Below are 24,508 nucleotides of genomic sequence, written 5' to 3' on the forward strand. Positions count from 1 at the left end.
TCGGTTTGTTCGGTGCTTCGGCGGGTGCGGGTGCGTTGTGGCTTGTCGCGCGTTGTGGTTGCTCGCGCCCACGCGGCGGAGCCGCACATGTCACAGCCCCGCGCCCCCAAGAGGCCTGCGGCCCTTGGGGGCGGATTGCCGGCCCTACTTCTTCTTGGCCGTCGCCCACGCGTGCTGGAGCGCGACGTTCGCCTTTACCTCTGTCAGTTGGACGGCTACCGCGCTCGGGGCCGTGCCGCCGCGGGCGTTGCGGGAGGCGAGGGCGCCGGGGACGTTGAGGACCGAGCGGACCTCGGGGGTGAGGTGGGCGGAGATCTTCGCGAACTGCTCGTCGGTCAGTTCGTCGAGTTCCTTGCCGTCGGCCTCGGCGACCTTGACGCACTCGCCGGCCACCTCGTGCGCGACGCGGAACGGCACGCCCTGCTTGACCAGCCACTCGGCGATGTCGGTGGCGAGCGAGAAGCCGGCCGGGGCCAGCTCCTCCAAGCGCTCGCGGTGGACGGTGAGGGTGGCGACCATGCCGGTGAAGGCGGGGAGCAGGACCTCGAGTTGGTCGCAGGAGTCGAAGACCGGCTCCTTGTCCTCCTGGAGATCGCGGTTGTACGCGAGCGGCAGGGCCTTGAGGGTGGCCATGAGGCCGGTCAGGTTGCCGATCAGACGGCCGGACTTGCCGCGCGCCAGCTCGGCGATGTCCGGGTTCTTCTTCTGCGGCATGATCGACGAGCCCGTGGAGAACGCGTCGTGCAGCGTCACGAAGGAGAACTCCTTCGTGTTCCAGATGATGATCTCCTCGGAGATCCTGGAGAGGTTCACGCCGATCATCGCGGTGATGAAGGCGAACTCGGCGACGAAGTCGCGGGAGGCCGTGCCGTCGATGGAGTTGCCGACGCTGCCGTTCTCGAAGCCGAGGTCCGCGGCGACCGCCTCCGGGTCCAGGCCGAGGGAGGAACCGGCCAGGGCGCCCGAGCCGTACGGCGAGACGGCCGTGCGCTCGTCCCACTGGCGCAGCCGCTCGGCGTCCCGGGACAGGGACTGGACGTGCGCCAGGACGTGGTGGGCGAACAGCACCGGCTGGGCGTGCTGGAGGTGGGTGCGGCCGGGCATCGCCACGTCCGGGTGGGCCTCCGCCAGGCCGATCAGGGCCTCCTGGAGGTCGGCGATCAGGCCGCCGACGATCCGGGCGTGGTCGCGCAGGTACATCCGGAAGAGGGTGGCGACCTGGTCGTTGCGGGAGCGGCCGGCGCGCAGCTTGCCGCCGAGGTCGGCGCCGAGGCGCTCCAGGAGGCCGCGCTCCAGGGCGGTGTGGACGTCCTCGTCGGCGATCGTGCCGACGAAGGAGCCGTCGGCGACGTCCGCCTCGAGCTGGTCGAGCCCGCCGAGCATCCGGGTCAGCTCGTCCTCGGTGAGCAGGCCCGCCTTGTGCAGCACGCGCGCGTGGGCACGCGAACCGGCGATGTCGTAGGGCGCGAGCCGCCAGTCGAAGTGGACGGACGCGGACAGCTTCGCCAGGGCCTCGGCGGGACCGTCGGCGAAACGGCCGCCCCAGAGCCGTACGTCACCGCTGTTGCTGCTCACTTGCGTCGCTCCTAGAGAAAGTGGAGAAGGTGGAGAGGGTGGAGTGGTCGAGAGGGTGGAGAGGGTGGAGTGGTGTGGACTAGGTGGCCTCGGACCTTGAGATCTTCGCAGGTCTAGGCGGGGTTCCCGGCAGGCTCCGCCCGTAGGTCGCGCCGTGCCGCGATCTTCGACGACAGGCTGTGGATGTCGATGAAGCCCTTGGCGGCGGCCTGGTCGAAGGTGTCGCCCGTGTCGTAGGTCGCCAGGTCGAAGTCGTAGAGGGAGGACTCGGAGCGCCGGCCGGTGACGACCGCGCGGCCGGCGTGCGGGGTCATCCGGATGTCGCCGTTCACATGCCGGCTCGCCTCGTCGATGCCTCGGCGATCCAGCCGAGGGCGACGGAGGTGTCCAGGCCGCCTGAGTAGGCGAGTACGACGCGCTCGGTCACGGTTCCTCCTCGCAGTGGCTTCTGTCCGCGTGCGGGTCTGCCCCCTCCGCACGCCTGCATGATTATGCAGAGTTATGCATGATTCGTCAATCCGGTGTCGCCGATCCCCTGCCCGATGCCTTGCGCAGCCGCGCTCCCCGGCCGCCTTACCCGGCCTGTCCGGTTCCCGACCCCGCCCCCTGTCCGGTTCCCGGCGCGGAGAAGTTTTTGGCTGCGCTTTGAACAACGACAACCGCTTGCCCGTACTCACGACTGAACGCCGGCGCCGCGTTTGTACACCCACCCCAGACCCAAGTGAGGCATCCGCATGTCCAGGGCTCTTCCGAAGTACAACAAGCGTCGTGTCGTGATCATCGGCGCTGCCGCCGCTCTGGCGCTGACCGGCGCGGTGGTCGTCAACTCCGCGCTCGCCGGGGAAGCGTCCAAGAGCAGCGGTACGACCAACGCCAAGACCCTCGCCAGCCCCGGCACGATCTCGTGCCCGGACGTGGCCTCGAAGCTGCCCGCGATCCCGGCCACCGCGCAGGCCGAGGTCGACCGCAACCTGACGCTGCTCCAGACCCAGATCGACGAGGCCAACAAGCGGCTCGTCGACACCGTCGGCCAGGGCGGCGCCAACTTCGTGCAGAACGCGATCCTCGGCCCGCTGGAGGACAAGCGCGTCGCGACCGTCAACCGCATCGCCACCGCCATCGGCCGCACCGCCGACAAGCCGCAGGGCCTCGACGCCCTCGCCGCCTGCACGCTGAACAAGTGAGCTGACAGCCACAGCGGCCGCCCCGCCCGGAGGAAGACCGGCCGGGGCGGCCGCTGTGGTTTCCACGGTCTCCACCGACCTGCGGCTGCACGCCTTCGGCGGGAAAGGGCGGCACTCCGCACGGTCGGCCCACCCGGCCTGCCGGGGCCGTCGACCCGTTCTAGCGTCGGCAGCATGCGCCCTCGTGTCGTCGTCACCGCCGCCGCTGTCGTCTGCGGGTCCCTGCTGCTGCTCGGTGCGGCTCCTCCGGGGGCGGGCGCTCAGCCGCCGGTGCCGGGACCGCCGCCGCTGCCCGCGCGGATGGCGGACACCGGGGGCGGCACGCAGTTGCTCACCGCCGTGGCCCCGGACGCCGGTGCCACGGCGGGCACGCTGACGTGGTGGGACCTGCGGGGCCGACGATGGGTGCCGGCCGGTTCCGCGCCGGCCCGGTTCGGGGCGAACGGCCTGGTCGAGGGGGCCTCGCGGCGGCAGGGCACGAACACGACACCAACCGGTCTGTACGGGCTCCCGTTCGCCTTCGGCATCGAGGCCGCGCCGCGCGGGACGTCGTATCCGTACCGTCCCGTGGGCCCGGACTCCTGGTGGTGCCAGGACAACAACTCCCTTGCCTACAACCGGTGGACGCAGCCGCGGCCGGCCGACTGCCGGGCCGCCGAGTCCGAACACCTGGTCACCTACCGGACGCAGTACGCGTACGCGCTGGTCATCGGGTTCAACTACGGCGAGCCGGTGCGCGGCCGGGGCGCGGGGATCTTCCTGCACGTCAACGGGCGTGGGGCGACGGCCGGTTGTGTGTCCGTGCCGGTCGGGGCGATGCGGCGGGTGCTGGCGTGGGCCCGGCCGGGGCGGCGGCCGCACCTCGCGATCGGCACGGCCGACGGGCGGACGGCGATCACCCGGTACTGAACCGGCCCGGACCATACGACCGTTGTCCGTGTGCGGTGCCATCATGTTCTCCTGCTCAGGGAGGGGAACGGGGACATGGAACCGGCACGCAGGGCACTGCTGATCGGCATAGGCGACACGCCCGCGGCCACCGCCCTGGAGTCACTGGCCGAACCGGTCGAGGCCGACCTGCGGCTGCTGAGCACCGCGTTGAAGGCCTCGGGCTACGAGGTGGACACCCTCCACGACGCCGGGCGCAGCCAGATCCGGTCGACGATCTACGAGGTGGCGCAGGGCTGCCCGCCGGGCGGAACCCTCCTGCTCTACTTCACCGGGCACGGTCTGCGCGTCAACCGCACCGATTACCTCGTCCCCGCCGACGTCGTGCCCCCGGCCGACGGCAACTGGCGGGAGCCGTACCTGGATTCGCTGCTGCCGGTCAACATCAACCCGCTTCTGGGCGACTGCGCCGCGGGGACCGTCCTGTGGTTCGTCGACGCGTGCCGGACGGACACCGCGAGCGACGGCGAGGCGTTCGCCAACCGGGCCGACACCGGCCCGCCGCACGGCGGGTTCGCCGTGATGGCCGGCTGCTCGGCAGGTCAGCGCAGCGGCTACACCGGCGAGGGCAGCTTCTTCGCCCGCGGTCTGGCCGACGCCCTGGGGCCGCTCACGCCCGCCCGCACCGTCGAGGACGTGCTCGCCGCCGCCCGCGCGAGGACCACCGAGGCCGCCTGGCGCCACCGCCTGGTCCAGGTCCCCTGGTTCCACTACGGCAGCCACGCCGAGGACGAGACCCGCAAGACGGAGATCTGCGAGGGCCGTCCGCTCCTCGAAGCGTGGCTGGACGCCGCCCGCACCACCCCGCTGTGGCGGCACGTCGCCCCCGGGGCCGCCACTGACGTGGACCGTCTCCAGGACGCGCTGAGCGAGTTCGTGGAGGACTGCGCGCGCACGGTCCATCTGGCCCAGCGGCGCATGCCGTACCCGGACCCGTGGACCGACGACGCCTTCCCCGTGCGGCTGCTGTGCGACCGGCTGCCCCTGCTGCTGCCCGAGGGCGCGGAACTGTCCCCCGTCGAGGTGGTCACCCTGGTCGCCGCCCCGTTCCTGCACGAGGTGGCCTGGGCCGAGCGGCTCAGCCAGGCGGCGGAACTCGGCGCGGACACGTTCGGCTCCGACAACACGTTCGGCGCGGCCGGGCTCGGGCGGTGTGCGCCCGCGAGCGCGCACCGTCGGCACTACGAGCAGATCGTCGAGCAGTACGGCCGGGTGGCGCGCAAGTTGGCCGACTGCAAGGCCCGTGAGCGCACGGAGGACAGCACGGCGCTGGCGATGTGGCTCGTGCACCGCTGGATCGCGGACCGCTTCCAGACCGACGACGAGGTCGTGCCCGCGCAGCCGGCCGAGGCGCTGGCCGCGCGGCTGGGCGTCGCCGGCAGCCGGGTGCGGGACCTCGCGGAGCTGCTCCGGGCGGCGGCGTCCGCGGTCGGTCCGGACGAGCCTCTCGACGAACTGGCCGCCTGGACGCCGCGCAAGGTGGTCCTGCCCGGTGGCGGACACCAGCAGTTGCGCATCCGCCCGCTGGCCGCGCTGCTGCGCCTCGCCTCGACCCTGGCACTCGACGTCCGCACCCTCGCGGACATCGTGGCCGAGCATCTGGCCGTCTCCGACCCGGTGCTGCCGCAGCAGACGGTGGCCGTCGCACACGAGCTGAGCTGGCACCACGACGGCAACGCCCTGCACCTGGACGCGCCCTGCCCCCACCAGGCGGTGCACGCGGCGCTCCTGGAGACCGTCGACGCGGCCGACCAACTCGCCGCCCGCATCGGCGAGATGACCGGCGGTCTGCCGGAGCCCGAGGCCAGGCTGCTGGCCGCCGTACCCGGCCGCGTCACCGACCGCGATCTGCGCCCGCAGCAGCGCGGCGGCCGACAACCGGCGTACGAAGTGCCCCTGTTGCGCTTCCATCTCGCGCAGACCGAGGTGCGGGACCTGCTGATGGGCGAGCAACTGTACGGCGGTGAACCGCAGTTGGCGCTGCGGGAGCTGTACCAGAACGCGATGGACGCCTGCCGCTACCGGGCGATGCGCTGGGAGTACCTGGGCAGCACCGGCCGCCGGCCGGCGAGCTGGACCGGGCGGATCGTCTTCACGCAGGGCCGGGACGAGCGCGGCCGGTACGTGGAGTGCCGGGACAACGGCGTGGGCATGAGCGCCGAGCAGCTCAAGCAGACGTTCACCCGGGCGGGCAGCCGCTTCGAGCGGTCCGCGTCCTTCCGCAAGGAGCAGTCCCGGTGGCTGCGCCACGACCCGGCCCTGCGGCTGTACCCCAACAGCCGGTTCGGCATCGGCGTGTTCAGCTACTTCATGCTGGCCGACGAGATGACCATCGTCACCCGGCAGGTCAGCCCGGACGGCATCCCGGCGGAGCACGCGTTCCGCGTCGAGATCCCCAGCAGCGGAAGCCTCTTCCGCATCCAGCAGCACGACGGCTCGGACGACGGCGTCGCCGAGGGCGGCACCCGCGTACGGCTGTATCTGCGGGACGACGACACCAGGATCCGCCGGTTGTCGTGTGTGACGGTGCTGCGGGAGCTGGTGCGGGTCGCCGAGTTCGCGCTGGAGGCGCGGGAGGGGGCGGGGCATGAGCATGTGTGGGAGGCGGGGGTGCTTCAGCCTGCGCTTGGGACCGACCCCGCCGACGTCCTGGAGGGCGTGCCGGGGGCGCTGTGGTGGGTGGACGGGGAGGGAGCGATTCTGTGCGACGGCATCGTCACGGATCGGACGCCGTTCGGCTATGTGGTCAACCTGACGGGGCCTCATGCGGGGAAGCTCAGCGTGAGCCGCAAGGAGTTGCAGCACTACGACGCGGAGTGGGTCGAGGCGCTGTGGCGGCGGGGTGCGGCGAAGCTCGCCGCGTGGCCGGGGTTGTCCACAGCCTGGGTGGGGCGGCTCGACGATCGCAGCCCAGCCGCGGCGCGGGTTCTCGACACGGAGTGGCGGGGAAAGGGCGTGCACGTTCGGGGCTGGGACGGAGATGCCGTGGACCTCGACCACGTGGGCTGGTTCCATCTGGACCAGGTCGTCAACGACGTTCGTCTGGGAAGCCGCCAGGCACCTTTCGCGCCTTGGCGGGCCGTGGCCCTCGGGCTGTCGCACGACAGCCGTCATCGGACAGGACCCTCGGACGTCTCCGGGTACCCGGTTCCCGCCGCTGGTGACGCCGACCTGGTACGCCCGCCGCTGGCCTCCTGGTGCGAAGTGGTGGCCCACGCGGCGGCATACGGAACCAGCGTCGAGAACGTACTGCGGCGGCGCAGGGCCTTGCGTGTAGTGCACCGCCGCTACGCACCGCTGCCCTACGAAGCCGAGTCGTTGGACTGGGTACCCGACGCCAGTGACCACGACCTGGTGACGGCCCTGACGGACGACAACACGGCGCATGTGCCGGGAGGCGACGGGTCTCGTCACTGGGGTGGTCTGATCCTGGCGTCGGTACAGCTCTCGGCACCGCTGGGAGAGCTCGTGGAACGGCTCGCCCGCTTCGCTCCCCTGCTTCCCTCCTCCGTTCCGGAGGTCCCACCGCCCTTCCAGGACCATGTCTGCACCCAGGAGGACCTCGAAAGCGTCTTCCACCACACGCAGTTCGCCTCCCCGGCCATCTCCGTCTGGTCTCTGGCTGATGGGCCGCTGCGCGTCTGCGACGTCGCCAAGCAGTCCGGCCGGCCGGTGGCGGAGGTACTGCGGCGGCTGGCCGACTTCTCCTGGCTGGGCTGGACCGCCCCGACGAGCGAGGCAGTGGCACCGTGGTCCCTCCTCGCCGACGACGAGGATCTCGACAGGGTGGTCCGTCTCTTCAACAGAAGGCGGCCTGAGGGCGGTCGCGAGCTGCGCTGGGCGGCGACCATTGATTTCGCCCAGAGCCGGGAGACCGATCTCGCGGAGGCCGAGCGGCAACTCGCCCATGAAGCCGGGAAGCTCGGCCTCCACTACGAGCGCCGGTACACCCGGAACACCTCAGCGGCCCGGGTCCAGCCGTCTCGGGACGCGGCGCTGCTGGTCCGGCACCTACAGGACATGGGCTGCCCCCTGGAGCAGGGTCTGGACCTGGAAGCGCTGTCCATAGCTCACACCACCGGCCACGGGTGGATGCTTTCCGCCGCTGTCTCGGACCTGCGCAACGCGGGGGTCCGAGTCCCGGCGGACGTCAACCTCGTCGCCCACTGGGGCCGTGTGCCGCTGCGGGACCGCTACATCCTTTCGGGCAAGGAGCCCTCCATCCCCGAAGAGAACTACGCCGCTGCGGGCATCTACTCCGAGACCCTCTTCTACTCGGCGGAACGCCTCAGCGAGACACTGCGCGAGGTATGGACGACAGCGGGCCCATACGCGAAGCGCTATGGACTGACCATGCCGTCGTTGCCCGAAGACCTCGTCGACCTGCGCCCCACCAGAGGTATGGCCGCCGCACTCGTCACCCACCCCGGCAACGCCCGCACCGACTCCAACGGCACAGCGAAGTGGCAGCGCCTCACCCCCTTGGGCCTGGCCACCTATGCCCGCCGACGCACGTCCGACACGGCCTCCGCCTACGAGCGCCTGCTGCCCCTGCGCTCGATCGGCGCTCTCGTTCCCGAAATCACCGCCGCCGAGCTGGCCGCGCTCCGGGGCCTCACGCCGGACGAGCGCGACCTCGTCGCGTTGGCGAGCGATCACCGGGTGACAGCCGAGGACGCCCCCTATTGCGCACTCGACCTGCTGAGCATCGCCGGTCGCCTGGGCGAGCCGCTCCCCCGTACCGTCGAACGCATCGCCCCGTACCTGCCGCTGTGCGCGGAGCCGTGCGCGCTGCCGCCCGTGCCCCCGGTCCTCCCCCTCTGGCAGGACCTGGCCCTTCTCAGCGAGAACCTGGACGGGGTGCTGCCCGCGCTCGAAGGGCGGGTGGGCCGGCGTCACATCCGGCGGGCCGCAGCCGCGACCGGGGAGAGCGAGGCGTGGATCGCGGAGCGGCTGCGGCTGTACGCGACGATGTTCGACCTGGTCGTAGATGAGAAGGAGGACGAGGACGGAGATGAGTGAGGCACCGCCCGTGAACCACAACCACAACCACAGCACCACCTACCTGGAGACCTACGTCGGCGTGGTCGCAGGTGACTTCGTCCGGCGGGATGCCGAAAGCGGGCCCGGCCTGCGGATCGAGGGCACCTGTCCGCGCTGCCAGGGCGGCACCGTCTCCGAGTATCCGTACGGGCTCGCCGGCACCGGCACCAAGGGGATCTTCTCCCGGCGGGGGGCGGCACCCGCGCCGGTGTCGGTGCCGGTGTCGGGCGAGGAGACCGCGCTGCTGCGCGAGGTGCACTTCTGCGAGTGCGGTCACCCGCATCCCGATCTGCCCGCCGACGCCCCCTTCGTGGGCTGCGGGGCGAGTTGGCGGGTGGCGGCGTTGAGCGGCGGGGCGGGCGGCGGGTGAGCGCGCAGTCGGACCGGCGCTGGGCGCAGCTCGCGCGGGAGCTGGAGTTCCATCAGTTGCCCGAGCTGAGGCGGCAGGCCGAGGGATGGCGGGCGGGGCTCACCGGGCTCGCGGCGCTGGTGGCCGTCCTCGTGACGCTCAAGGGGCGCGACGACCTCAACCAGGTTCCCGACGCGGCACGGCAGACCGCCGGGGCCCTGGTGGGGCTCGCCTTCCTGCTGCTGGTGGCCGGATCGGTGCTGGCGGTGCGGGCCGCCCACGGCAGTCCCGGCGAGCAGGTGCTGCTGGCGGGGCAGGCGCTGCGCGACTGGACCCGGCGGGAGATCGTGCGGGTGACGCGTTCGCTGCGGTACGCCGCCGTGTGCTGTGTGACCGGGGTGGCGCTGGTGACCGCCGCCGTGGTCGTCGTATGGACCACCACCGACGCGCAGCCCGATCACCTGGTGCGGGTCGTGACGACGGGCGGGGAGCGCTGCGGGGAGTTGCTGGGGTCGGGGCCGGACGGTGTCGTACTGCGGGCGGATGGCGGAAAGCGGACCCTGCTGCCGGGCCGTACGGTGACGTCGGTGGTCCCGGTGTCCGCGTGCGCGTCCGCCGGGTGACCGGCCGTCAGCGGGCGGCCCCGGGCTCCGGTTACCGGCGGTCACAGCGGTTCGGCGCGCGGTCCTCGACGGTCTCGGTGCACGACTGAACACTCGGCGGCTGTGGCCCGTATCTGTGGGTCAAGGGTCAAGTCCCCACGGAGGAACCGTGACCACCACGATCGCAGGCGGACGCGCCGCCCGCCGCCAGACGATGCGACGCATCCGCCCGCGCCGATCCCCTGCCGTCCCGTTGCTGCTCGCCGTATGGGCGGGCGCGGCGGGCGTGCTGTGGCTGTGGTGGGCGAACACGCCGAACATCGCGGACGACAACAGCAGGATCCTCAACGCGGGACGGATCACCGGCCTGCTGGCCGGGTACCTGATGGCGCTCGTCGTGCTGCAGATGGCACGGGTGCCGGCGCTGGAGCGGCGGGTGGGCTCGGACCGGGTCGCACGCTGGCACGCGATGAGCGGCCGGTACACGCTCTGCCTGGTGTTCGCGCACGTGTTCCTCATCATGTGGGGGTACGCGCTGCAGGCCGGGAAGACGCTCGGCGACATCGTCCAGCAGACGATCGACTCCGTCAACCAACTGCCGGACATGGGCAAGGCCGCCATCGGCACCGGCCTGTTCCTGCTCATCGGGCTGGTGTCGATCGGCCCGGTGCGGCGCAAGATGCCGTACGACACCTGGTACCACATCCACCTGATGACGTACGGGGCCGTGTTCCTGACGTTCTGGCACCAGATCACCACCGGCAACGACTTCGCGATCGAGCCGACCGCGAAGACCGTCTGGTACGCGCTGTACGGGACGGTGACCGGGCTGGTCGTCTGGTACCGGATCATCACCCCGATCCGGCTGAACCTGCGGCACCGCATGTACGTCGAGGCGGTCATCGAGGAGACGCCGGGCATCGTGTCGGTGCTGATCGGCGGGCGCAAGCTGCACCGGATCGGCGCGGAGGCCGGGCAGTTCTTCCGGTGGCGGTTCATGGCGCCGGGGATGCGGTTCAGCTCCCACCCGTACTCGCTGTCGGCGAACCCGCGCCCGGAGCTGCTGCGGATCACGGTCAAGGCGATCGGCGACCACACGTCGGCGCTGCGGGAGCTGCAGCCCGGCACCAAGGTGTGGGCCGAGGGCCCCTACGGTGCGATGACGGCGTCCCGGCGCAGCCGCGGCAAGGTGCTGCTGGTGGCCGGCGGTGTGGGCATCACCCCGATGCGGACGCTGTTCGAGACGCTGCCGGGCGCGCCCGGTGACATCACCCTCCTCTACCGGGCCAACAGCACCCAGGATCTGGCCCTGTGGGACGAGCTGGCGAAGATCGCCGACGAGCGCGGGGCGCGGCTGATGTACGCCGTCAACAGCCCCGACGGGGAGCGTCCCGACATCTCGGCGGAGTCCCTCCAGCGGAAGATCCCCGACATCGACAGCCACGACGTCTTCATGTGCGGACCGAACGGCTTCGCCCAAGGGGTGTACGAGGCACTGCGCGGCAGCGGGGTCCCCGCCCGCCGCATCCATCACGAGTCGTTCGAGATGTGAGCGACCCGCGCTTACGGGAACCTCGCCCATCTCGTCGACCTCGTCACCACCAAACGGGAATCAGGAGCTCAGGAAGACATGAGGAAGAGCCACCCTCTTCGGCGCGTCGTGCTGGCCACCGCCGCCACCGTGTCCGGGATCGTGCTGCTGCTGACGCTGAAGCCGGCCTCCGACCCCGGCGCCACGCAGGCGGCCGACTCGGGCTCGGGCACGGGCACGGCGCAGGAGGCGGCCCAGGGCGGGGCCGGGGCGCCCGTGTCGGGGACGATGACCGGGGACGCCGCCCAGACGCAGTACGGGAACGTCCAGGTCCGCATCACCGTCGTCAACAACAAGATCACGAAGTCCGAGGCCGTCCAAGCGCCCAAGGGCGGCACGAGCGACCAGAAGACCGCGCTCGCCGTCCCGAAGCTCAACGCCGACGTGGTCGCCAAGCAGAGTGCGAAGATCGACACGGTGTCGGGCGCCACGTACACCAGCGAGGGCTACAAGAAGTCCCTCCAGTCGGCGATCGACAAGGCGAACGCGAGCGCCGGGTCGGGGTCGGGCGCCTCCCAGGGTTCCGGGTCGGGCAGCGCGCAGGCCGCCGGCGCCTTCACCGGGGACGCGGTCCAGACGCAGTACGGCAACGTCCAGGTCCGGATCACCGTCGCGGGCGGGAAGATCACCAAGGCGGAGGCCGTCCAGGCCCCGAAGGGCGGCACGAGCGACCAGAAGACCGCGCTCGCCGTCCCGAAGCTCAACCAGGAAGCCGTCGCGGCGGGCAGCGCGGACATCGACTCGGTGTCCAGCGCGACCTATACGAGCGAGGGCTACAAGAAGTCCCTCCAGTCGGCGCTGGACAAGGCGAAGACCGCCGGCGCGGGTTCGGGTGCCTCCCAGGGTTCCGGGTCCGGCGGCGCGCAGGCCGCCAAGACCGTCACCGGGAAGGTCCAGCAGACGCAGTACGGGCCGGTCCAGGTCCGGATCACCGTCGCCGGCGGGAAGATCACCAAGGCGGAGGCCGTCCAAGCGCCCTCGGGCGGGACCAGTTCGCAGAAGACCGAACTGTCCGTCCCCAAGCTCAACCAGGAGGCCGTCGCGGCCGGCAGCGCGGACATCGACTCCGTGTCGGGCGCGACGTACACCAGTGACGGCTACAAGAAGTCGCTGCAGTCGGCGCTGGACCAGGCCGGTGGCTGACACCGTGGCCGAGTCGGCGGCGGCACCCGCCGTGGTGCGTCACGCGGAAGAGGTCATGGGGACCGTCTTCTCCTTCGACGTCCGCGGCGGGGAGCCCGGGGCGGTGCGGGCGGCGCTGGACGAGGCGATCGCCTCGCTGCACCGGGTGAACGAGGTGTTCAGCACCTATCGCGAGGACAGCCAGGTCTCCCGGCTGGTGCGCGGCGAGCTGACCGTCGAGGAGTGCGATCCCGAGGTCGCCGAGGTGCTGGAACTGGGCGCCGAGGCGGAGCGGGTCAGCGACGGCTGGTTCAGCATGCGGTACGAGGGCCGGCTCGACCCGACCGGCATCGTGAAGGGCTGGGCCGCCGAGCGTGCGGCCCGGCTGGTCGCGGCGGCGGGCGTGAGCGGCGTGAGTGTCAACGGCGGCGGGGACGTGCAGTTGCTGGGCGTTCCCGGGCCCGAGCGGCCGTGGCGGGTCGGGGTGTCCGACCCGCTGCGCCCGGGCGGCCTCGCGGCGGTCGTCTCGGCGGCGGGCGCGGACGAACTCGCGGTCGCCACGTCCGGTACGGCGGAGCGCGGCGCCCACATCGTCGACCCCCGCACGGGCCACTCCGCGGTGACCGACCTCGTCGCCGTCACGGTCGTCGCCCCTCGCCTGACCTGGGCGGACTGCTGGGCAACAGCAGCCTTCGCGATGGGCTCCCGCGAGGCGTTGGAATGGCTCGAGTCCCTGCCGGACGTAGAGGCTCTCCTGATCACGGCAGGCGACGAGGTCCGCTGCACGGGGGGCTTGGCGAGACGCCTCGGCTGAGCCGGGGCTGACCCGGGGGGTACGCAGCCCGGCGCTACGGGGTGCCGCTCTCTGTGGGCCGGGGGCCGCCGACGGCACAGTCTGCGGCTGGCGGCACGTTTCGGGATGAGCCAAGGGTGCCTCTCAAGACACGTGACCGCACCAACCAAAAGGGGCGCGGGGCTGTGTCGATATGCGGCTCCGCCGCGTGGGCGCGACCAGCCCCCACCGACCCGCAGTCGGCGATCCCTCAGCCGCCCCCTTCAGTGGCCGTTCTGAGCCAGTCAGTGGCCGTTCTGAGCCAGCCGCAGCAAATGATCGGCCAACGCCTGCCCACCCGTAGGTGCCCGGCTGATCAACAGCAACGTGTCGTCACCCGCGATCGTCCCGAGGATGTCCTGCAACTCGGCCTGGTCGATGGCCGAGGCGAGGAACTGTGCGGCCCCCGGAGGGGTCCGCAGGACCACGAGGTTCGCCGAAGCCTCCGCGGAGATCAGCAACTCCTGCGAGAGCCGCCGCATCCGCTCCTCCTTCGCCGACTCCCCCAGCGGAGCGCGCGGCGTGCGGAAACCCCCTTCGCTCGGCACCGCGTAGATCAGGTCGCCGTCGGTGTTGCGGATCTTCACCGCGTTCAGCTCGTCCAGGTCCCGCGACAGCGTCGCCTGGGTGACGCTCAGCCCGTCGTCGGCCAGCAGCTTCGCCAACTGGCTCTGCGACCGCACCGGTTGACGGTTGAGGATGTCCACGATCCGGCGGTGACGCGCGGTGCGGGTCTGCGGCACGGCGTGCCCGTTGCCCACGGCCTGCTCATGATCCTGCGCCTGACTCATCGTCGTCTCATTCTTCGGATCCGTCCCCGTTCACTGCGTCGAGGATGCCGGGCAGGGCCCCGAGGAACGCCTCCACCTCGTCGTCGCCGAGGTTCAGCGGCGGCATCAGCCGGACGACGTCGGGGGCGGGCGCGTTCACCAGGAATCCGGCCTCCTGAGCCGCCTTGCGCACCTGGGGTGCGAGGGGCTCGGTGAGCACGATACCCAGGAGGAGGCCCGCTCCCCGGACATAATCGATCAACGGGTGGCCGAGGCCCTCGATTCCGTCCCGCAACTTCTCGCTCTGCTGCTTGACGTTCTCCAGCAACCCCTCGTTCTCGATCGTGTCGAGTACGGCGAGTCCGGCGGCGCAGGCGACGGGGTTGCCGCCGAACGTCGTCCCGTGGTGACCGGGCTGGAGCAGGTCGGCGGCGCGGCCGAAGGCGACGGTCGCGCCGAGCGGCAGTCCGCCGCCGAGGCCCTTCGCCAGCGTCACGACGTCCGGCAGGACGCCCTCGTGGGCCTGGTACTCGAACCAGTGCCCGGTCCGGCCGATGCCGGTCTGCACCTCGTCGAGGACCAGCAGCGCACCGGTCGCGGCGGTGATCGCGCGGGCCGCCTTGAGGTAGCCGACGGGCGGCACGACGACGCCCAACTCGCCCTGGATCGGCTCGAGGACGACGAGCGCGGTGTCCTCGGTGACCGCGGCGGCGAGCGCCTGCGCGTCCCCGAACGGCACATGCGTGACCTCGCCGGGTAGCGGCAGGAACGGGTCCCGCTTGCCGGGCTGGCCGGTGAGCGCGAGAGCGCCCATGGTCCGGCCGTGGAAGGCGCCCTCGGTGGCGACGACGTGGCTACGCCCGGTCAGTCGGCCGATCTTGAAGGCGGTCTCGTTGGCCTCGGCGCCCGAGTTGCAGAAGAACACCCTGCCGTCGCGGCCGAAGTGCTGGAGCAGCCGTTCGGCGAGCGTGACGGTCGGCTCGGCCATGAAGAAGTTGGAGATGTGGCCGAGGGAGCCGATCTGCCGGCTCACGGCGTCGACGATCGCCGGGTGGGCGTGCCCGAGGGCGTTGACCGCGATGCCGCCGACGAAGTCGAGGTACGCGGTGCCGTCGGCGTCCCAGACCCGGCTGCCCGCGCCGCGCACCAGGGGCAGCAGCGGGGTGCCGTAGTTGTTCATGAGCGCGCCCTGCCACCGCGCGGTCAGTTCCTGGTTGCTCATGACGACTCCCCCTGTGCGTCCGGCGTCTCGTCGGGCACGACCATCGTGCCGATGCCTTCATCGGTGAAGATCTCCAGCAGGATCGAGTGCTGGACCCGCCCGTCGATGACCCGGGCGGTGGTCACTCCGCCTCGTACGGCGTGCAGGCAGCCCTCCATCTTCGGGACCATGCCGGCGCTCAACTCCGGCAGCAGCTCCTCCAGTTGGGAAGCGGTGAGGCGGCTGATCACCTCGTCGCTGTGCGGCCAGTCCTCGTAGAGGCCCTCGACGTCGGTGAGGACCATGAGGGTCTCGGCGCCCAGCGCGGCGGCGAGGGCCGCGGCGGCCGTGTCGGCGTTGACGTTGTAGACGTGTCCGTCGTCCTGGCTGCGGGCGATCGAGGAGACGACCGGGATACGGCCGTCGGCGAGCAGCGCCTCCAGGGCGCCGGTGTCGATCGCGGTGATCTCGCCGACCCGCCCGATGTCGACGAACTCGCCGTCGATCTGCGGCCGGTGCTTGGTGGCGGTGATGGTGTGCGCGTCCTCGCCGGTCAACCCGACGGCGAGCGGCCCGTGTTGGTTGAGCAGCCCGACCAGCTCGCGCTGGACCTGTCCGGCGAGCACCATGCGTACGACGTCCATGGCGTCCTCGGTCGTCACCCGCAGGCCGGCCTTGAACTCGCTGACGATGCCGTGCCGGTCGAGGGCGGCGCTGATCTGGGGGCCGCCGCCGTGCACGACGACGGGCTTGAGGCCGGCGCGGTGCAGGAAGACGACGTCCTGGGCGAACGCGGCTTTAAGGTCCTCGTCGATCATGGCGTTGCCGCCGAACTTGATGACGACCGTCTTGCCGTTGTGCCGGGTCAGCCAGGGCAGGGCCTCGATGAGGATCTGGGCCTTGGGCAGGGCGGTGTGCTTACGCGTAGTGCTCATGACGAGTAGGCGCTGTTCTCGTGAACGTAATCGGCGGTCAGGTCGTTGGTCCAGATGGTGGCGGTCTCGGCGCCCGCCGCCAGGTCGGCGACGATGTGCACCTCGCGGTAGCGCATGTCGACCTTCTCGCGGTCCTCGCCGACGCCGCCGTTCTTGCAGACCCAGACGCCGTTGATGGCGACGTTCAACCGGTCCGGTTCGAAGGCGGCCCGGGTGGTGCCGATGGCGGACAGGACGCGGCCCCAGTTGGGGTCCTCGCCGTGCAGGGCGCACTTGAGGAGGTTGTTGCGGGCGATGGAGCGGCCCACCTCGACGGCGTCCGCCTCGCTCGCCGCGTTGACGACCTCGATCCTGATGTCCTTGCTTGCGCCCTCGGCGTCCCGGATGAGCTGCTGGCCGAGGTCGTCGCAGACGGTCCGTACGGCGGCGGCGAACTCCTCGTACTCCGGGGTGACTTGGGAGGCTCCGGAGGCGAGCAGCAGCACGGTGTCGTTGGTGGACATGCAGCCGTCGGAGTCGACCCGGTCGAAGGTGACCTCGGTGGCGGCGCGCAGCGCCCGGTCCAGGGTCGCGCTGTCGAGGTCGGCGTCGGTGGTGAGGACGACCAGCATGGTGGCGAGGCCGGGGGCGAGCATGCCCGCGCCCTTGGCCATGCCGCCGACGGTCCAGCCGTCCTGCGTGACGATCGACGTCTTGTGGACGGTGTCGGTGGTCTTGATGGCGATGGCGGCCTTCTCGCCGCCGTGCTCGGAGAGTTGGGCCGCCGCCGTCTCAACTCCCGGGAGGAGCTTGTCCATCGGGAGCAGAACGCCGATGAGGCCGGTGGAGGCTACGGCGACCTCGGCCGCGTTGTGGCCGAGCGCCTCGGCGACCTTCTCGGCGGTCGCGTGCGTGTCCTGGAAACCCTTCGGGCCCGTACAGGCGTTGGCGCCACCGGAGTTGAGGATGACGGCCGAGACCTGGCCGCCCTTGAGTACCTGCTCGGACCAGAGCACCGGCGCGGCCTTCACACGGTTGGAGGTGAAGACGCCGGCGGCCGCGCGACGGGGCCCGTCGTTGACCACGAGGGCCAGGTCCGGGTTGCCGTTCTGCTTGATCCCGGCGGCGACGCCCGCCGCCTGGAATCCCTTGGCTGCCGTGACGCTCACGGTGCGACTCCGATCGTGGAAAGCCCGGTGGTCTCGTCGAGGCCGAGGGCGATGTTCATGCTCTGGAGGGCGCCGCCCGCGGTGCCCTTGGTCAGATTGTCGATGGCGCTGATGGCGATGATGCGGCCCACCGCCTCGTCGTACGCGACCTGCACCTGAACGGCGTTGGAACCGTAGACGGACGCCGTGGCGGGCCACTGGCCCTCCGGCAGCAGGTGGACGAAGGGCTCGTCGGCGAAGGCCTTCTCGTAGACGGCGCGGACGGACTCGGCGGTGACGCCGGGCTTCGCCTTGGCGCTGCAGGTGGCGAGGATGCCGCGGGACATCGGCACGAGGGTCGGCGTGAAGGAGACGGAGACCGGCCCCCCGGCCGCCGCGCTGAGGTTCTGGATCATCTCGGGCGTGTGCCGGTGGCCGCCGCCGACGCCGTACGGCGAGACCGAGCCCATGACCTCGGAGCCCAGCAGGTTCGTCTTGGGCGCCTTGCCCGCGCCGGAGGTGCCGGAGGCGGCGACGATCACGGCCTCGTGCTCGGCGAGTCCGGCGGCGTAGGCGGGGAACAGCGCGAGCGAGACGGCCGTCGGGTAGCAGCCGGGGACCGCGATGCGCCTGGACCCGGCGAGCGCGGCGCGGGCGCCCGGCAGCTCGGGGAGGCCGTAGGGCCAGGTCCCGGCGTGCGCGGAGCCGTAGAACCGCTCCCAGTCGGCCGCGTCCTTCAGCCGGAAGTCGGCGCCCATGTCGACGACGAGGACGTCCGGCCCGAGCTGCTCGGCGACGGCGGCGGACTGGCCGTGCGGGAGGGCGAGGAAGACGACGTCGTGTCCGGCGAGCACCTCGGGCGTGGTCTCCTCGAGCACCCGGCCGGCCAGCGGCAACAGATGCGGCTGGAGCGCGCCCAGCTTCTGCCCCGCGTTGGAATTGCCGGTCAGGGCGCCGATCTCGATCTCGGGATGCGCGAGGAGCAGACGCAACACCTCTCCGCCCGCATACCCACTCGCCCCGGCCACCGCCGCACGTACCGCCATGTCCACCCTCCTCTTGGATGGCATGACTATACGTGACTATGCACGTTTATACAATCTCCGGGGCGGTGTTCGGCTGCGGTGGCCGCAGGGCGTGTCCTAGACTCCGGCTCATGATCGTGACTGCTGCTATCACCAAGGATCTGGCACCCAGTGGCACGTTGCGGGTGGCGATCAATCTGGGGAATCCGGTACTGGCTCAGGGCACGCCGACGGCCCCGGCCGGCGTCACGGTCGACATCGCGCGTGAGGTCGGGGCGCGGCTGGACGTTGCGGTGGAGCTGAGCTGCTTCGACGCGGCGCGGAAGTCGTACGAGGCGATGGCGACGGGTCGGGCCGACATGTGCTTCCTGGCCATCGAGCCCGCACGGGAGGCCGAAGTCGCCTTCACCGCGCCGTATGTCGTGATCGAGGGCGTGTTCGCCGTGCCTCACGACTCGCCTCTCACCACGGCCGCCGAGGTCGACCGTCCCGGCGTGCGGATCGGCGTGAAGCGCGGGTCCGCCTACGATCTCTTCCTCACCCGCACCCTCCGACACGCGCGCATCGTGCGCGCGGACGAAGGGGTCGACGCGTTCCGCGACCAGGGCCTGGAGGTCGCGGCCGGCATCAGGCAGCCGATGACCGAGTTCGTCGCGGCACATCCCGAACTGCGGCTGATCGAGGGCCGGTTCATGCAGATCCAGCAGGCGGTGGGCACGACCAGGACCCGCCGGCCCGAGACCGTTCGGTTCCTCCGGGACCTCGTCGAGGAACTGAAGGCCACCGGCTTCGTCGCCGCCTCGCTTCGTCGGGCGAACCAGTCCGACACCATGGTCGCCCCGCCTCAGTAGGCGCGGCGGCGGCGGACGGCGGTGAAGGCGGCGAGTGTGAGCGTGGCGAGGAGCGACAGGCCGCCGGTCACCGTGCCCAGCCGTAGGCCCGGTGGGTGGAACGTGCACGTGATGGTGGTCGCGGAGCCGTCGAGGGGCACCGCGATCAGGCCGTAGTACTCGCCTGCGGGGACCGCGATGTCGTCGTCCACGGCGCAGCGCCATCCGGCGATCCGGGGGGCCGCGAGGACGGCGGTGCCGAGGGTGCCGGGCGGGAGCTGTGCGCGGACGGTGCCGTCGTTCACGGTCACCTCGGTCGCGGCGGTGGCCTTGAGGCGTTCGGTGGCGGCGCGCAGCCGGGCGGTGTCCAGGCAGCCGACCGCGCCGTCCGGGACGGTGGCGCTCGGCCGGTCGGGTGACAGCTCGATGCGCAGCCGCCCGGACGCCGGGACCGTGCCCAGCCGCTGCATGGCGGCGATCTTCGTGCGGGCGTCGGACCGGAAGCGCCCGGTCAGGCCGCCGGTCGAGGCACCGGCGAGCTGCGCGGTGCCCGCGAAGTGCGGTGCCCACAGGTACACCTCGTCGCCGGCCGGGCAGGCGGCCGTGAGCGTCGCCCCGGGTGCCGGTCCGGCCTCGGTGGTCAAGCGCGGCAGCGTGTAGACGCGGGTGCCCAGCAGCAGTTCCTGGTTGCGGTAGGGCGACGGTCCGAAGGCGGAGACGGGCGTGTGCGCGGAGGTGCCGGGCGGTCGTACCGTGACCAGCGGCGGCACGTCCTGGCGGGACACGGTCACGCCGCTGCCGTCCTGCGGGAACCAGTTCTGGTGCGGGTCCGGCGGGGAGTGCACGCGGGCGCCGACGGAGAAGATCACGTCCGTGACGGCGTTGTCGAGGCTCTGCAGGCTGCGGCCGCCCGAGGTCCAGCCGCCGCCGAGGGCGGTGAGCGTGCGGAAGAGGACGTCGGAGGTGTGGCTGCTGTAGTACGCGGCGCCCTGGCCGCCCAGCAGCAGCGGGTCGTTGCCGACGGTCGGCTCGCGGCCCGGGTCGGTGCGGTAGCGGGGCCAGCCGTCGGCCTGCGCGACCGCCTCCGCCTGCCGCTGTTGCCGGTCTCCCCAGGGCGCGTAGTCGTCCATGTGCCCGAGCCGCAGCCGGGTGGCCACGGCGGAGGTGGCGGTGGCCTCGCCGAGCTGCGTGCCGATGAGCAGTACGACGGCGAGTACGGCGGGGACGGTGCCGAAGGGGCGGCCGGTGCCCGTACGGTGTCCGTCGTCCGTGCGGCCCAGCAGGGTCAGCCCGACGAGGGCGCCCACCGCGGCCACGAGCAGCACCGGCCAGGCGACGGGCCGCACCAGGTCGCTGCGGCTGGCCACGCCGACGATCAGCGCGTACTGCGCGCCCGCCGCGCAGAGGGCGCGCCGGTCGGGCGGGCCGTACGACAGTGCGGTCCAGGCCGTGATCACCAGCAGCGCGCACAGTACGAACGCCTCGCGGTACGAGCTGCCCTGCGGCGGGGTGAAGGCGTGCCAGAAGAGCTGCGTCGGGGCCAACTGCATCGACAGGGTCATCCCGGTCAGCAGCAGCGGCCATCCGACGCGCACCCGCACGGGAGCCGCTGGGTGGAAGGGCAGGGCGAGGGCGAGGAGCAGCGCCGTGGTGCCGACGTAGAGGGCCGGCGAGCCGAAGCTGTACGTCGTCGGCAGCAGGCGGGCCAGCAGGTCGTCCGTCGCGACCGGTGTGAAGTCCTTGAACCTGCCCGGCGAGGCGTGCGTGGTGCCGAAGTACACGACCGTCACCAGAGGTGCGGCCAGGCCCATGCCGAGGGCGACGGTCGCACCGGCGCGGCCCGCCGCCGCGAGGATCTTCCGGGGCGACAGACCGGAGAGGCACAGGCGCAGCAGCAGGACGAGTCCGGCGGCGAGGGTGGCCATGTACGCCGTGTAGAAGTTGGCGGTCCAGGCCGCCGCCACGACGGCCACGCCGAGAAACGGCCGCCGTCCGGTCACCGCCCGTTCACCGACCAGGCACAGCAGCGGCAGGGCGATGAGGCCGTCGAGCCACATCAGGTTGTACACGGCGCTCGCCACGGTCCAGCCGCACAGGGCGTACGACGCGCCCAGCAGCCCCGCCGCCCACCAGCGGCCGGGCCGCAGTCGCAGCAGCAGCCAGGCCATCGCGGCACCGGCGGACGCCACCTTCAGCACGGTGATCACATACACCGCGAGGTCGATCTCGTCGCGCGGGAACACCGCTACGAGCAGGGCGAACGGGCTGGTGAGGTAGGTGCCGAGGTCGGGCAGGAAACTGGCACCGTACCCGGACTGCCAGTTGACGAGGAGGCCGCCGTCGGCCCGGCCGCGCAGCAGGTCCCACAGGTGGGCGTGGAACGGCACGTACTGGTTGCCGAGGTCGTTGACGCTCCGGGTGCGGGGGCCGAAGGGGTAGCTGCGGGCGACGGCGTCGGCGGCGCAGAAGGCGGTGACGGTGAGCACCGCCGCGAGCAGGGCGGCGGCCTGCCCCGGCCCGGTCGGGCGGGGCGGCCGCAGCCACGCCGGACGGCCGGTGGCCCGGCCCGACGGTGCGGGGGCCGGGTCCGGGTCCGGGTCCGGGAGGTCCGGCGGGACGTCCTGGTGCAGGGTCGAGCGATCCACGTCGGACTGGCCCCCTGAGAACCGGCACGGGCCGGTGTTCTCCCGGGGGCGGCACCCCCGCACCGGCTTGACTCGCCGACTTAGACGGCCGGCCCCGCAGGTGGGTTGGGTGTCCCCGGGAGAACAGCAGCGGTCCCGCAGGTGAACCGGTACCGGTCTAGCGCTGTCTGATCCGCAGGAAGGTGATCGAGTTCGCCGGGAAGGTGTAGGTGAACCTGTCGGCGACTCCGGTGAAGGTGGACGTCACCGGTGCGACCGGGGTCTGCGTCTCGGTGTTGACCGCGTCGGGCGCGGCGGCCAGCGTGGTGACCCTCGCCCGGGACGCGACCTTCGCGCCGCCGAGGTCGATCGCCGTACGGGCGTCCGTGGACTGGGCGTTGACGACCTTGACGATCAGGTCGCCGGTCTTCTGGTCGTGGGTGACGACCTGCCGGAACGGCTCGGCCGGCTTGTCGTCGGTGAAGCTGCCCCACTGCTGGCCGTCGAGGTAGAAGGTGACCTGGCGGCCCCGCACCTTGACGTCGAGGTCGTAGGCGCGGCCCGTCTCCACGCTGCCCGGCTTCGTCAACAGCGTCGACTTGGCGCCGTCCACGCCCTGTTCGACGGCGGACTGGGTGTTGTTCCAGCCGCCCACGTTCCACCAGTAGTAGTTGCCGGTGTCCTTGACGCCGAAGGCGACGAGGAAGCCCTCCTTGCCGGACTTCTTGGTGGCCTTCACGTGCAGGTCGTAGTCGTGCCAGTTGGGGTCACCGGCCGAGACCATGGTGTTCTCGGCGGCGGTGTCGGTCTGCACGTACTGCCCGTCCTGGACGGACCAACTGCCGCCGCCCGTGTGCGTCCACTGCGAGGCGTCGCCGGAGAAGTCGTCGCTCAGCAGCGGGTTGCCGTCCGCGTCGGTGACCTTCACGTCGTCGTACGCCGTGCTGGTCGCCCACGTCGACAGGCCGACGGCGCCGGTGATGGGGGCTTGCAGGGACGGGGTGCCGGTGGCGGTCGAGGGTACGACGCGGTCGCCGACGTTGGTCATGAACAGCTTCTGGACCTCGTAGTTGGCGGAGTTCCAGGAGGCGTGGTTGTTGAGCCACACCAGGTCCGGGCTCCACTGGACGTAGTCCTCGTTGGCGAACAGCGGTGCGTAGGAGGCGAGTTTGACCACGTCCGCGTTGCGTTCCAGACCGGTCATGAACGCGGCTTCGGAGAGGCCGTTCTTGAAGGCGTTGCCCCAGGAGGCGTACTCGCCGAGGAAGACCTTCGGGCCGTTCCTGTCGTAGGAGTCGTAGCGGTCGTTGTTCTGGAGGAACCACTGCGGGCTGTTGTAGTAGTGCTCGTCGACCATGTCGACCTTGGCGTCCCTGTTGAGCTGCCAGGCCTTGTCGAAGATCGAACCGGCGTCGTCGGGGCCGGAGTTGGAGATGACGGTGACGTCCGGGTACTTCGCCTCGATCGCGGTGCGGAACTGCTGGAAGCGGGCGAAGAACTCGGCGGGCAGGTTCTCCTCGTTGCCGACCTCGAGGTGGGTGAGGTGGAACGGCTTGGGATGGCCCATCGCCGCGCGCTTCCTGCCCCAGGTCGAGGTGACGGGGCCGTTGGCGAACTCGATGAGGTCCAGGGTGTCCTGGATGTGCCGCTTGAGCAGCGCGTCGTCGGCCACGGCCTGGTTCTGGCCGCAGCCGGTCACCAGGGCGGGGACCACGGGCAGCGGCATCGCGCCGATGTCCTCGGCGAGGCGGAAGTACTCGTAGTAGCCGAGGCCGTAACTCTGGTTGTAGCCCCAGAAGTTGGAGTTGGTGGCGCGCTCCTCGACCGGGCCTATGGTGTCCTTCCACTGGTAGGAGCGGGCGCGCTGCCAGTTCGAGGCCTCGCTGTAGTCCTGCATGGAGCCGGTGTTGACCAGGCAGCCGCCGGGGAAGCGCACGAAGCCCGGGTGCAGGTCGGCGATCTTCTGGGCGAGGTCCTTGCGCAGGCCGTTGGGCTCGTTGCGGTAGGTGTCGCGGGGGAACAGAGACACCATGTCGAGGGCGGTCGCGGCCGAAGTGGCCACCGTGAGGCGGCCGTTGCTGCTGGTGCGGGTGGCGGTGAAGGTCGCCTTGTACTGCGCCCAACCGCCGCTGCGCACCGCGACCTTGCGGGCGGCGGCCAGGGTGCCGTCGGCGTCCTGCAACGACACCGTCAGGGCAGTGCCGCCGACGGCCCGGGCCCACACCGAGAAGTCGTACTTCTTGCCCTGCTCGACCCGGACACCGGTGTTGTAGCCGGCGTTGGTCACCGACGAACCGGCGGCCAGGGAGAGGTAGTTGCGGTTGCGGTCGTTGAGGCGGCCCGCGTCGCCCAGGACCTGCGCCGTGCCGTCGACCGTCCAGGAGGTCAGCGGCGTGTACGACTTGTTGTCGACGGTGGAGTACTCGAAGGACCGGTTCTGCACGAGCTCGGCGTACAGACCGCCGTCGGCCGCCCGGTTGATGTCCTCGAAGAAGACGCCGTACATCGTGTCGTCGATCTTCGCGCCCTTGGCGGTGGGGTCGACGGTGATGGCGTAGTCGGCCACGGCCTCGGCGTGCGCGGGTACGGGTACCAGGGCGGTGGCCGTCAGGAGGGCGGTCGTGGCGAGACCGATTCTCCAGCGGGTGCGGGTGGTGGTGCGTGACATGGATAACTCCGCGGCTCAGTGATGCGAGTTGTCTGTCAAGTCGGGTGAGACATAGGCGAGTTGTTCGGGATGCCGGACAGTG

17 protein-coding genes and 2 pseudogenes are annotated in these 24,508 nt (G+C 71.4%); 9 read left to right on the forward strand and 10 right to left on the reverse strand.

Annotated features, from left to right (window positions below):
- Positions 1-144: 144 nt before the first annotated feature.
- From argH to BMZ82_RS42680, 3 genes and pseudogenes are all read right to left on the reverse strand, one after another.
- A complete protein-coding gene (gene argH / locus BMZ82_RS11155; protein WP_093774369.1) occupies positions 145-1,575 on the reverse strand; it encodes an argininosuccinate lyase in 1,431 nt (476 codons plus the stop codon).
- 113 nt (positions 1,576-1,688) lie between these two features.
- Positions 1,689-1,928, reverse strand: a pseudogene (locus tag BMZ82_RS11160) (argininosuccinate synthase); the annotation flags it as partial.
- Positions 1,904-2,062: an argininosuccinate synthase domain-containing protein gene (locus BMZ82_RS42680; protein ID WP_107487652.1), complete on the reverse strand. Its 159-nt coding sequence runs from the start codon at positions 2,060-2,062 to the stop codon at positions 1,904-1,906. The gene BMZ82_RS42680 and the pseudogene BMZ82_RS11160, both read right to left, overlap by 25 nt.
- A 247-nt stretch (positions 2,063-2,309) precedes the next feature.
- Between BMZ82_RS42680 and BMZ82_RS11165 the strand changes: the two are divergent.
- The 8 genes and pseudogenes from BMZ82_RS11165 to BMZ82_RS11200 form a co-directional block, all read left to right on the forward strand.
- A pseudogene (locus tag BMZ82_RS11165) lies at positions 2,310-2,753 on the forward strand (hypothetical protein); the annotation flags it as partial.
- A gap of 180 nt (positions 2,754-2,933) precedes the next feature.
- Complete coding sequence (locus BMZ82_RS11170) at positions 2,934-3,668, forward strand: L,D-transpeptidase family protein (RefSeq protein ID WP_093774373.1); 735 nt, start codon at positions 2,934-2,936, stop codon at positions 3,666-3,668.
- A 75-nt stretch (positions 3,669-3,743) separates the two neighbouring features.
- Positions 3,744-8,729 carry an HD domain-containing protein gene (locus tag BMZ82_RS11175; RefSeq protein ID WP_093774375.1) on the forward strand — a complete coding sequence of 1,662 codons (4,986 nt, stop codon included), beginning with the start codon at positions 3,744-3,746 and terminating at the stop codon, positions 8,727-8,729.
- Positions 8,722-9,120: a hypothetical protein gene (locus BMZ82_RS11180; protein ID WP_093774377.1), complete on the forward strand. Its 399-nt coding sequence runs from the start codon at positions 8,722-8,724 to the stop codon at positions 9,118-9,120. The genes BMZ82_RS11175 and BMZ82_RS11180 overlap by 8 nt, the downstream gene beginning before the upstream one ends.
- Positions 9,117-9,722: a hypothetical protein gene (locus tag BMZ82_RS11185; RefSeq protein WP_093774379.1), complete on the forward strand. Its 606-nt coding sequence runs from the start codon at positions 9,117-9,119 to the stop codon at positions 9,720-9,722. Before BMZ82_RS11180 ends, BMZ82_RS11185 begins: the two co-directional genes overlap by 4 nt.
- 148 nt (positions 9,723-9,870) lie before the next feature.
- Positions 9,871-11,253, forward strand: a complete 1,383-nt coding sequence (locus tag BMZ82_RS11190; protein WP_177244456.1) for a ferredoxin reductase family protein — start codon at positions 9,871-9,873, stop codon at positions 11,251-11,253.
- Positions 11,254-11,331: 78 nt separating this feature from the next.
- Positions 11,332-12,435 (forward strand): FMN-binding protein, encoded by a 1,104-nt coding sequence (locus BMZ82_RS11195; protein ID WP_093774381.1) that lies wholly within the window; start codon positions 11,332-11,334, stop codon positions 12,433-12,435.
- The gene (locus tag BMZ82_RS11200; RefSeq protein ID WP_256251857.1) at positions 12,428-13,228 is read left to right on the forward strand and encodes an FAD:protein FMN transferase; all 801 of its coding nucleotides are present in this window, start codon (positions 12,428-12,430) and stop codon (positions 13,226-13,228) included. The genes BMZ82_RS11195 and BMZ82_RS11200 overlap by 8 nt, the downstream gene beginning before the upstream one ends.
- Before the next feature lie 263 nt (positions 13,229-13,491).
- Here the strand turns inward: BMZ82_RS11200 and BMZ82_RS11205 are convergent, their stop codons facing one another.
- From BMZ82_RS11205 to argC, 5 genes are read right to left on the reverse strand one after another with little or no spacing between them, the layout of a single operon-like run.
- Positions 13,492-14,037: an arginine repressor gene (locus BMZ82_RS11205; protein WP_093774383.1), complete on the reverse strand. Its 546-nt coding sequence runs from the start codon at positions 14,035-14,037 to the stop codon at positions 13,492-13,494.
- Positions 14,038-14,044: 7 nt separating this feature from the next.
- Positions 14,045-15,238, reverse strand: coding sequence for an acetylornithine transaminase (locus tag BMZ82_RS11210; RefSeq protein WP_093774385.1), 1,194 nt, complete (start codon positions 15,236-15,238; stop codon positions 14,045-14,047).
- Positions 15,235-16,152, reverse strand: coding sequence for an acetylglutamate kinase (gene argB, locus BMZ82_RS11215; RefSeq protein ID WP_093774387.1), 918 nt, complete (start codon positions 16,150-16,152; stop codon positions 15,235-15,237). Before argB ends, BMZ82_RS11210 begins: the two co-directional genes overlap by 4 nt.
- Positions 16,149-17,300 (reverse strand): bifunctional glutamate N-acetyltransferase/amino-acid acetyltransferase ArgJ, encoded by a 1,152-nt coding sequence (gene argJ, locus BMZ82_RS11220; protein ID WP_093774389.1) that lies wholly within the window; start codon positions 17,298-17,300, stop codon positions 16,149-16,151. The genes argB and argJ overlap by 4 nt, the downstream gene beginning before the upstream one ends.
- Entirely contained in the window at positions 17,297-18,325 is a 1,029-nt protein-coding gene (argC, locus tag BMZ82_RS11225) for an N-acetyl-gamma-glutamyl-phosphate reductase (RefSeq protein ID WP_093774391.1), read from the reverse strand. The genes argJ and argC overlap by 4 nt, the downstream gene beginning before the upstream one ends.
- A gap of 110 nt (positions 18,326-18,435) precedes the next feature.
- Between argC and BMZ82_RS11230 the strand changes: the two genes are divergently transcribed.
- Positions 18,436-19,155 (forward strand): transporter substrate-binding domain-containing protein, encoded by a 720-nt coding sequence (locus tag BMZ82_RS11230; protein ID WP_093774393.1) that lies wholly within the window; start codon positions 18,436-18,438, stop codon positions 19,153-19,155.
- Here BMZ82_RS11230 and BMZ82_RS11235 read toward each other — a convergent pair.
- Complete coding sequence (locus BMZ82_RS11235) at positions 19,149-21,674, reverse strand: YfhO family protein (RefSeq protein WP_256251863.1); 2,526 nt, start codon at positions 21,672-21,674, stop codon at positions 19,149-19,151. The two genes, BMZ82_RS11230 and BMZ82_RS11235, sit on opposite strands and share 7 nt — an antisense overlap.
- 262 nt (positions 21,675-21,936) lie before the next feature.
- On the reverse strand, positions 21,937-24,426 hold the full coding sequence (locus BMZ82_RS11240; protein WP_093774395.1) for an alpha-L-arabinofuranosidase C-terminal domain-containing protein: 2,490 nt from the start codon (positions 24,424-24,426) through the stop codon (positions 21,937-21,939).
- Positions 24,427-24,508 lie beyond the last annotated feature (82 nt).

The organism is Streptomyces sp. yr375 (assembly GCF_900110755.1).
Lineage (GTDB): Bacteria > Actinomycetota > Actinomycetes > Streptomycetales > Streptomycetaceae > Streptomyces.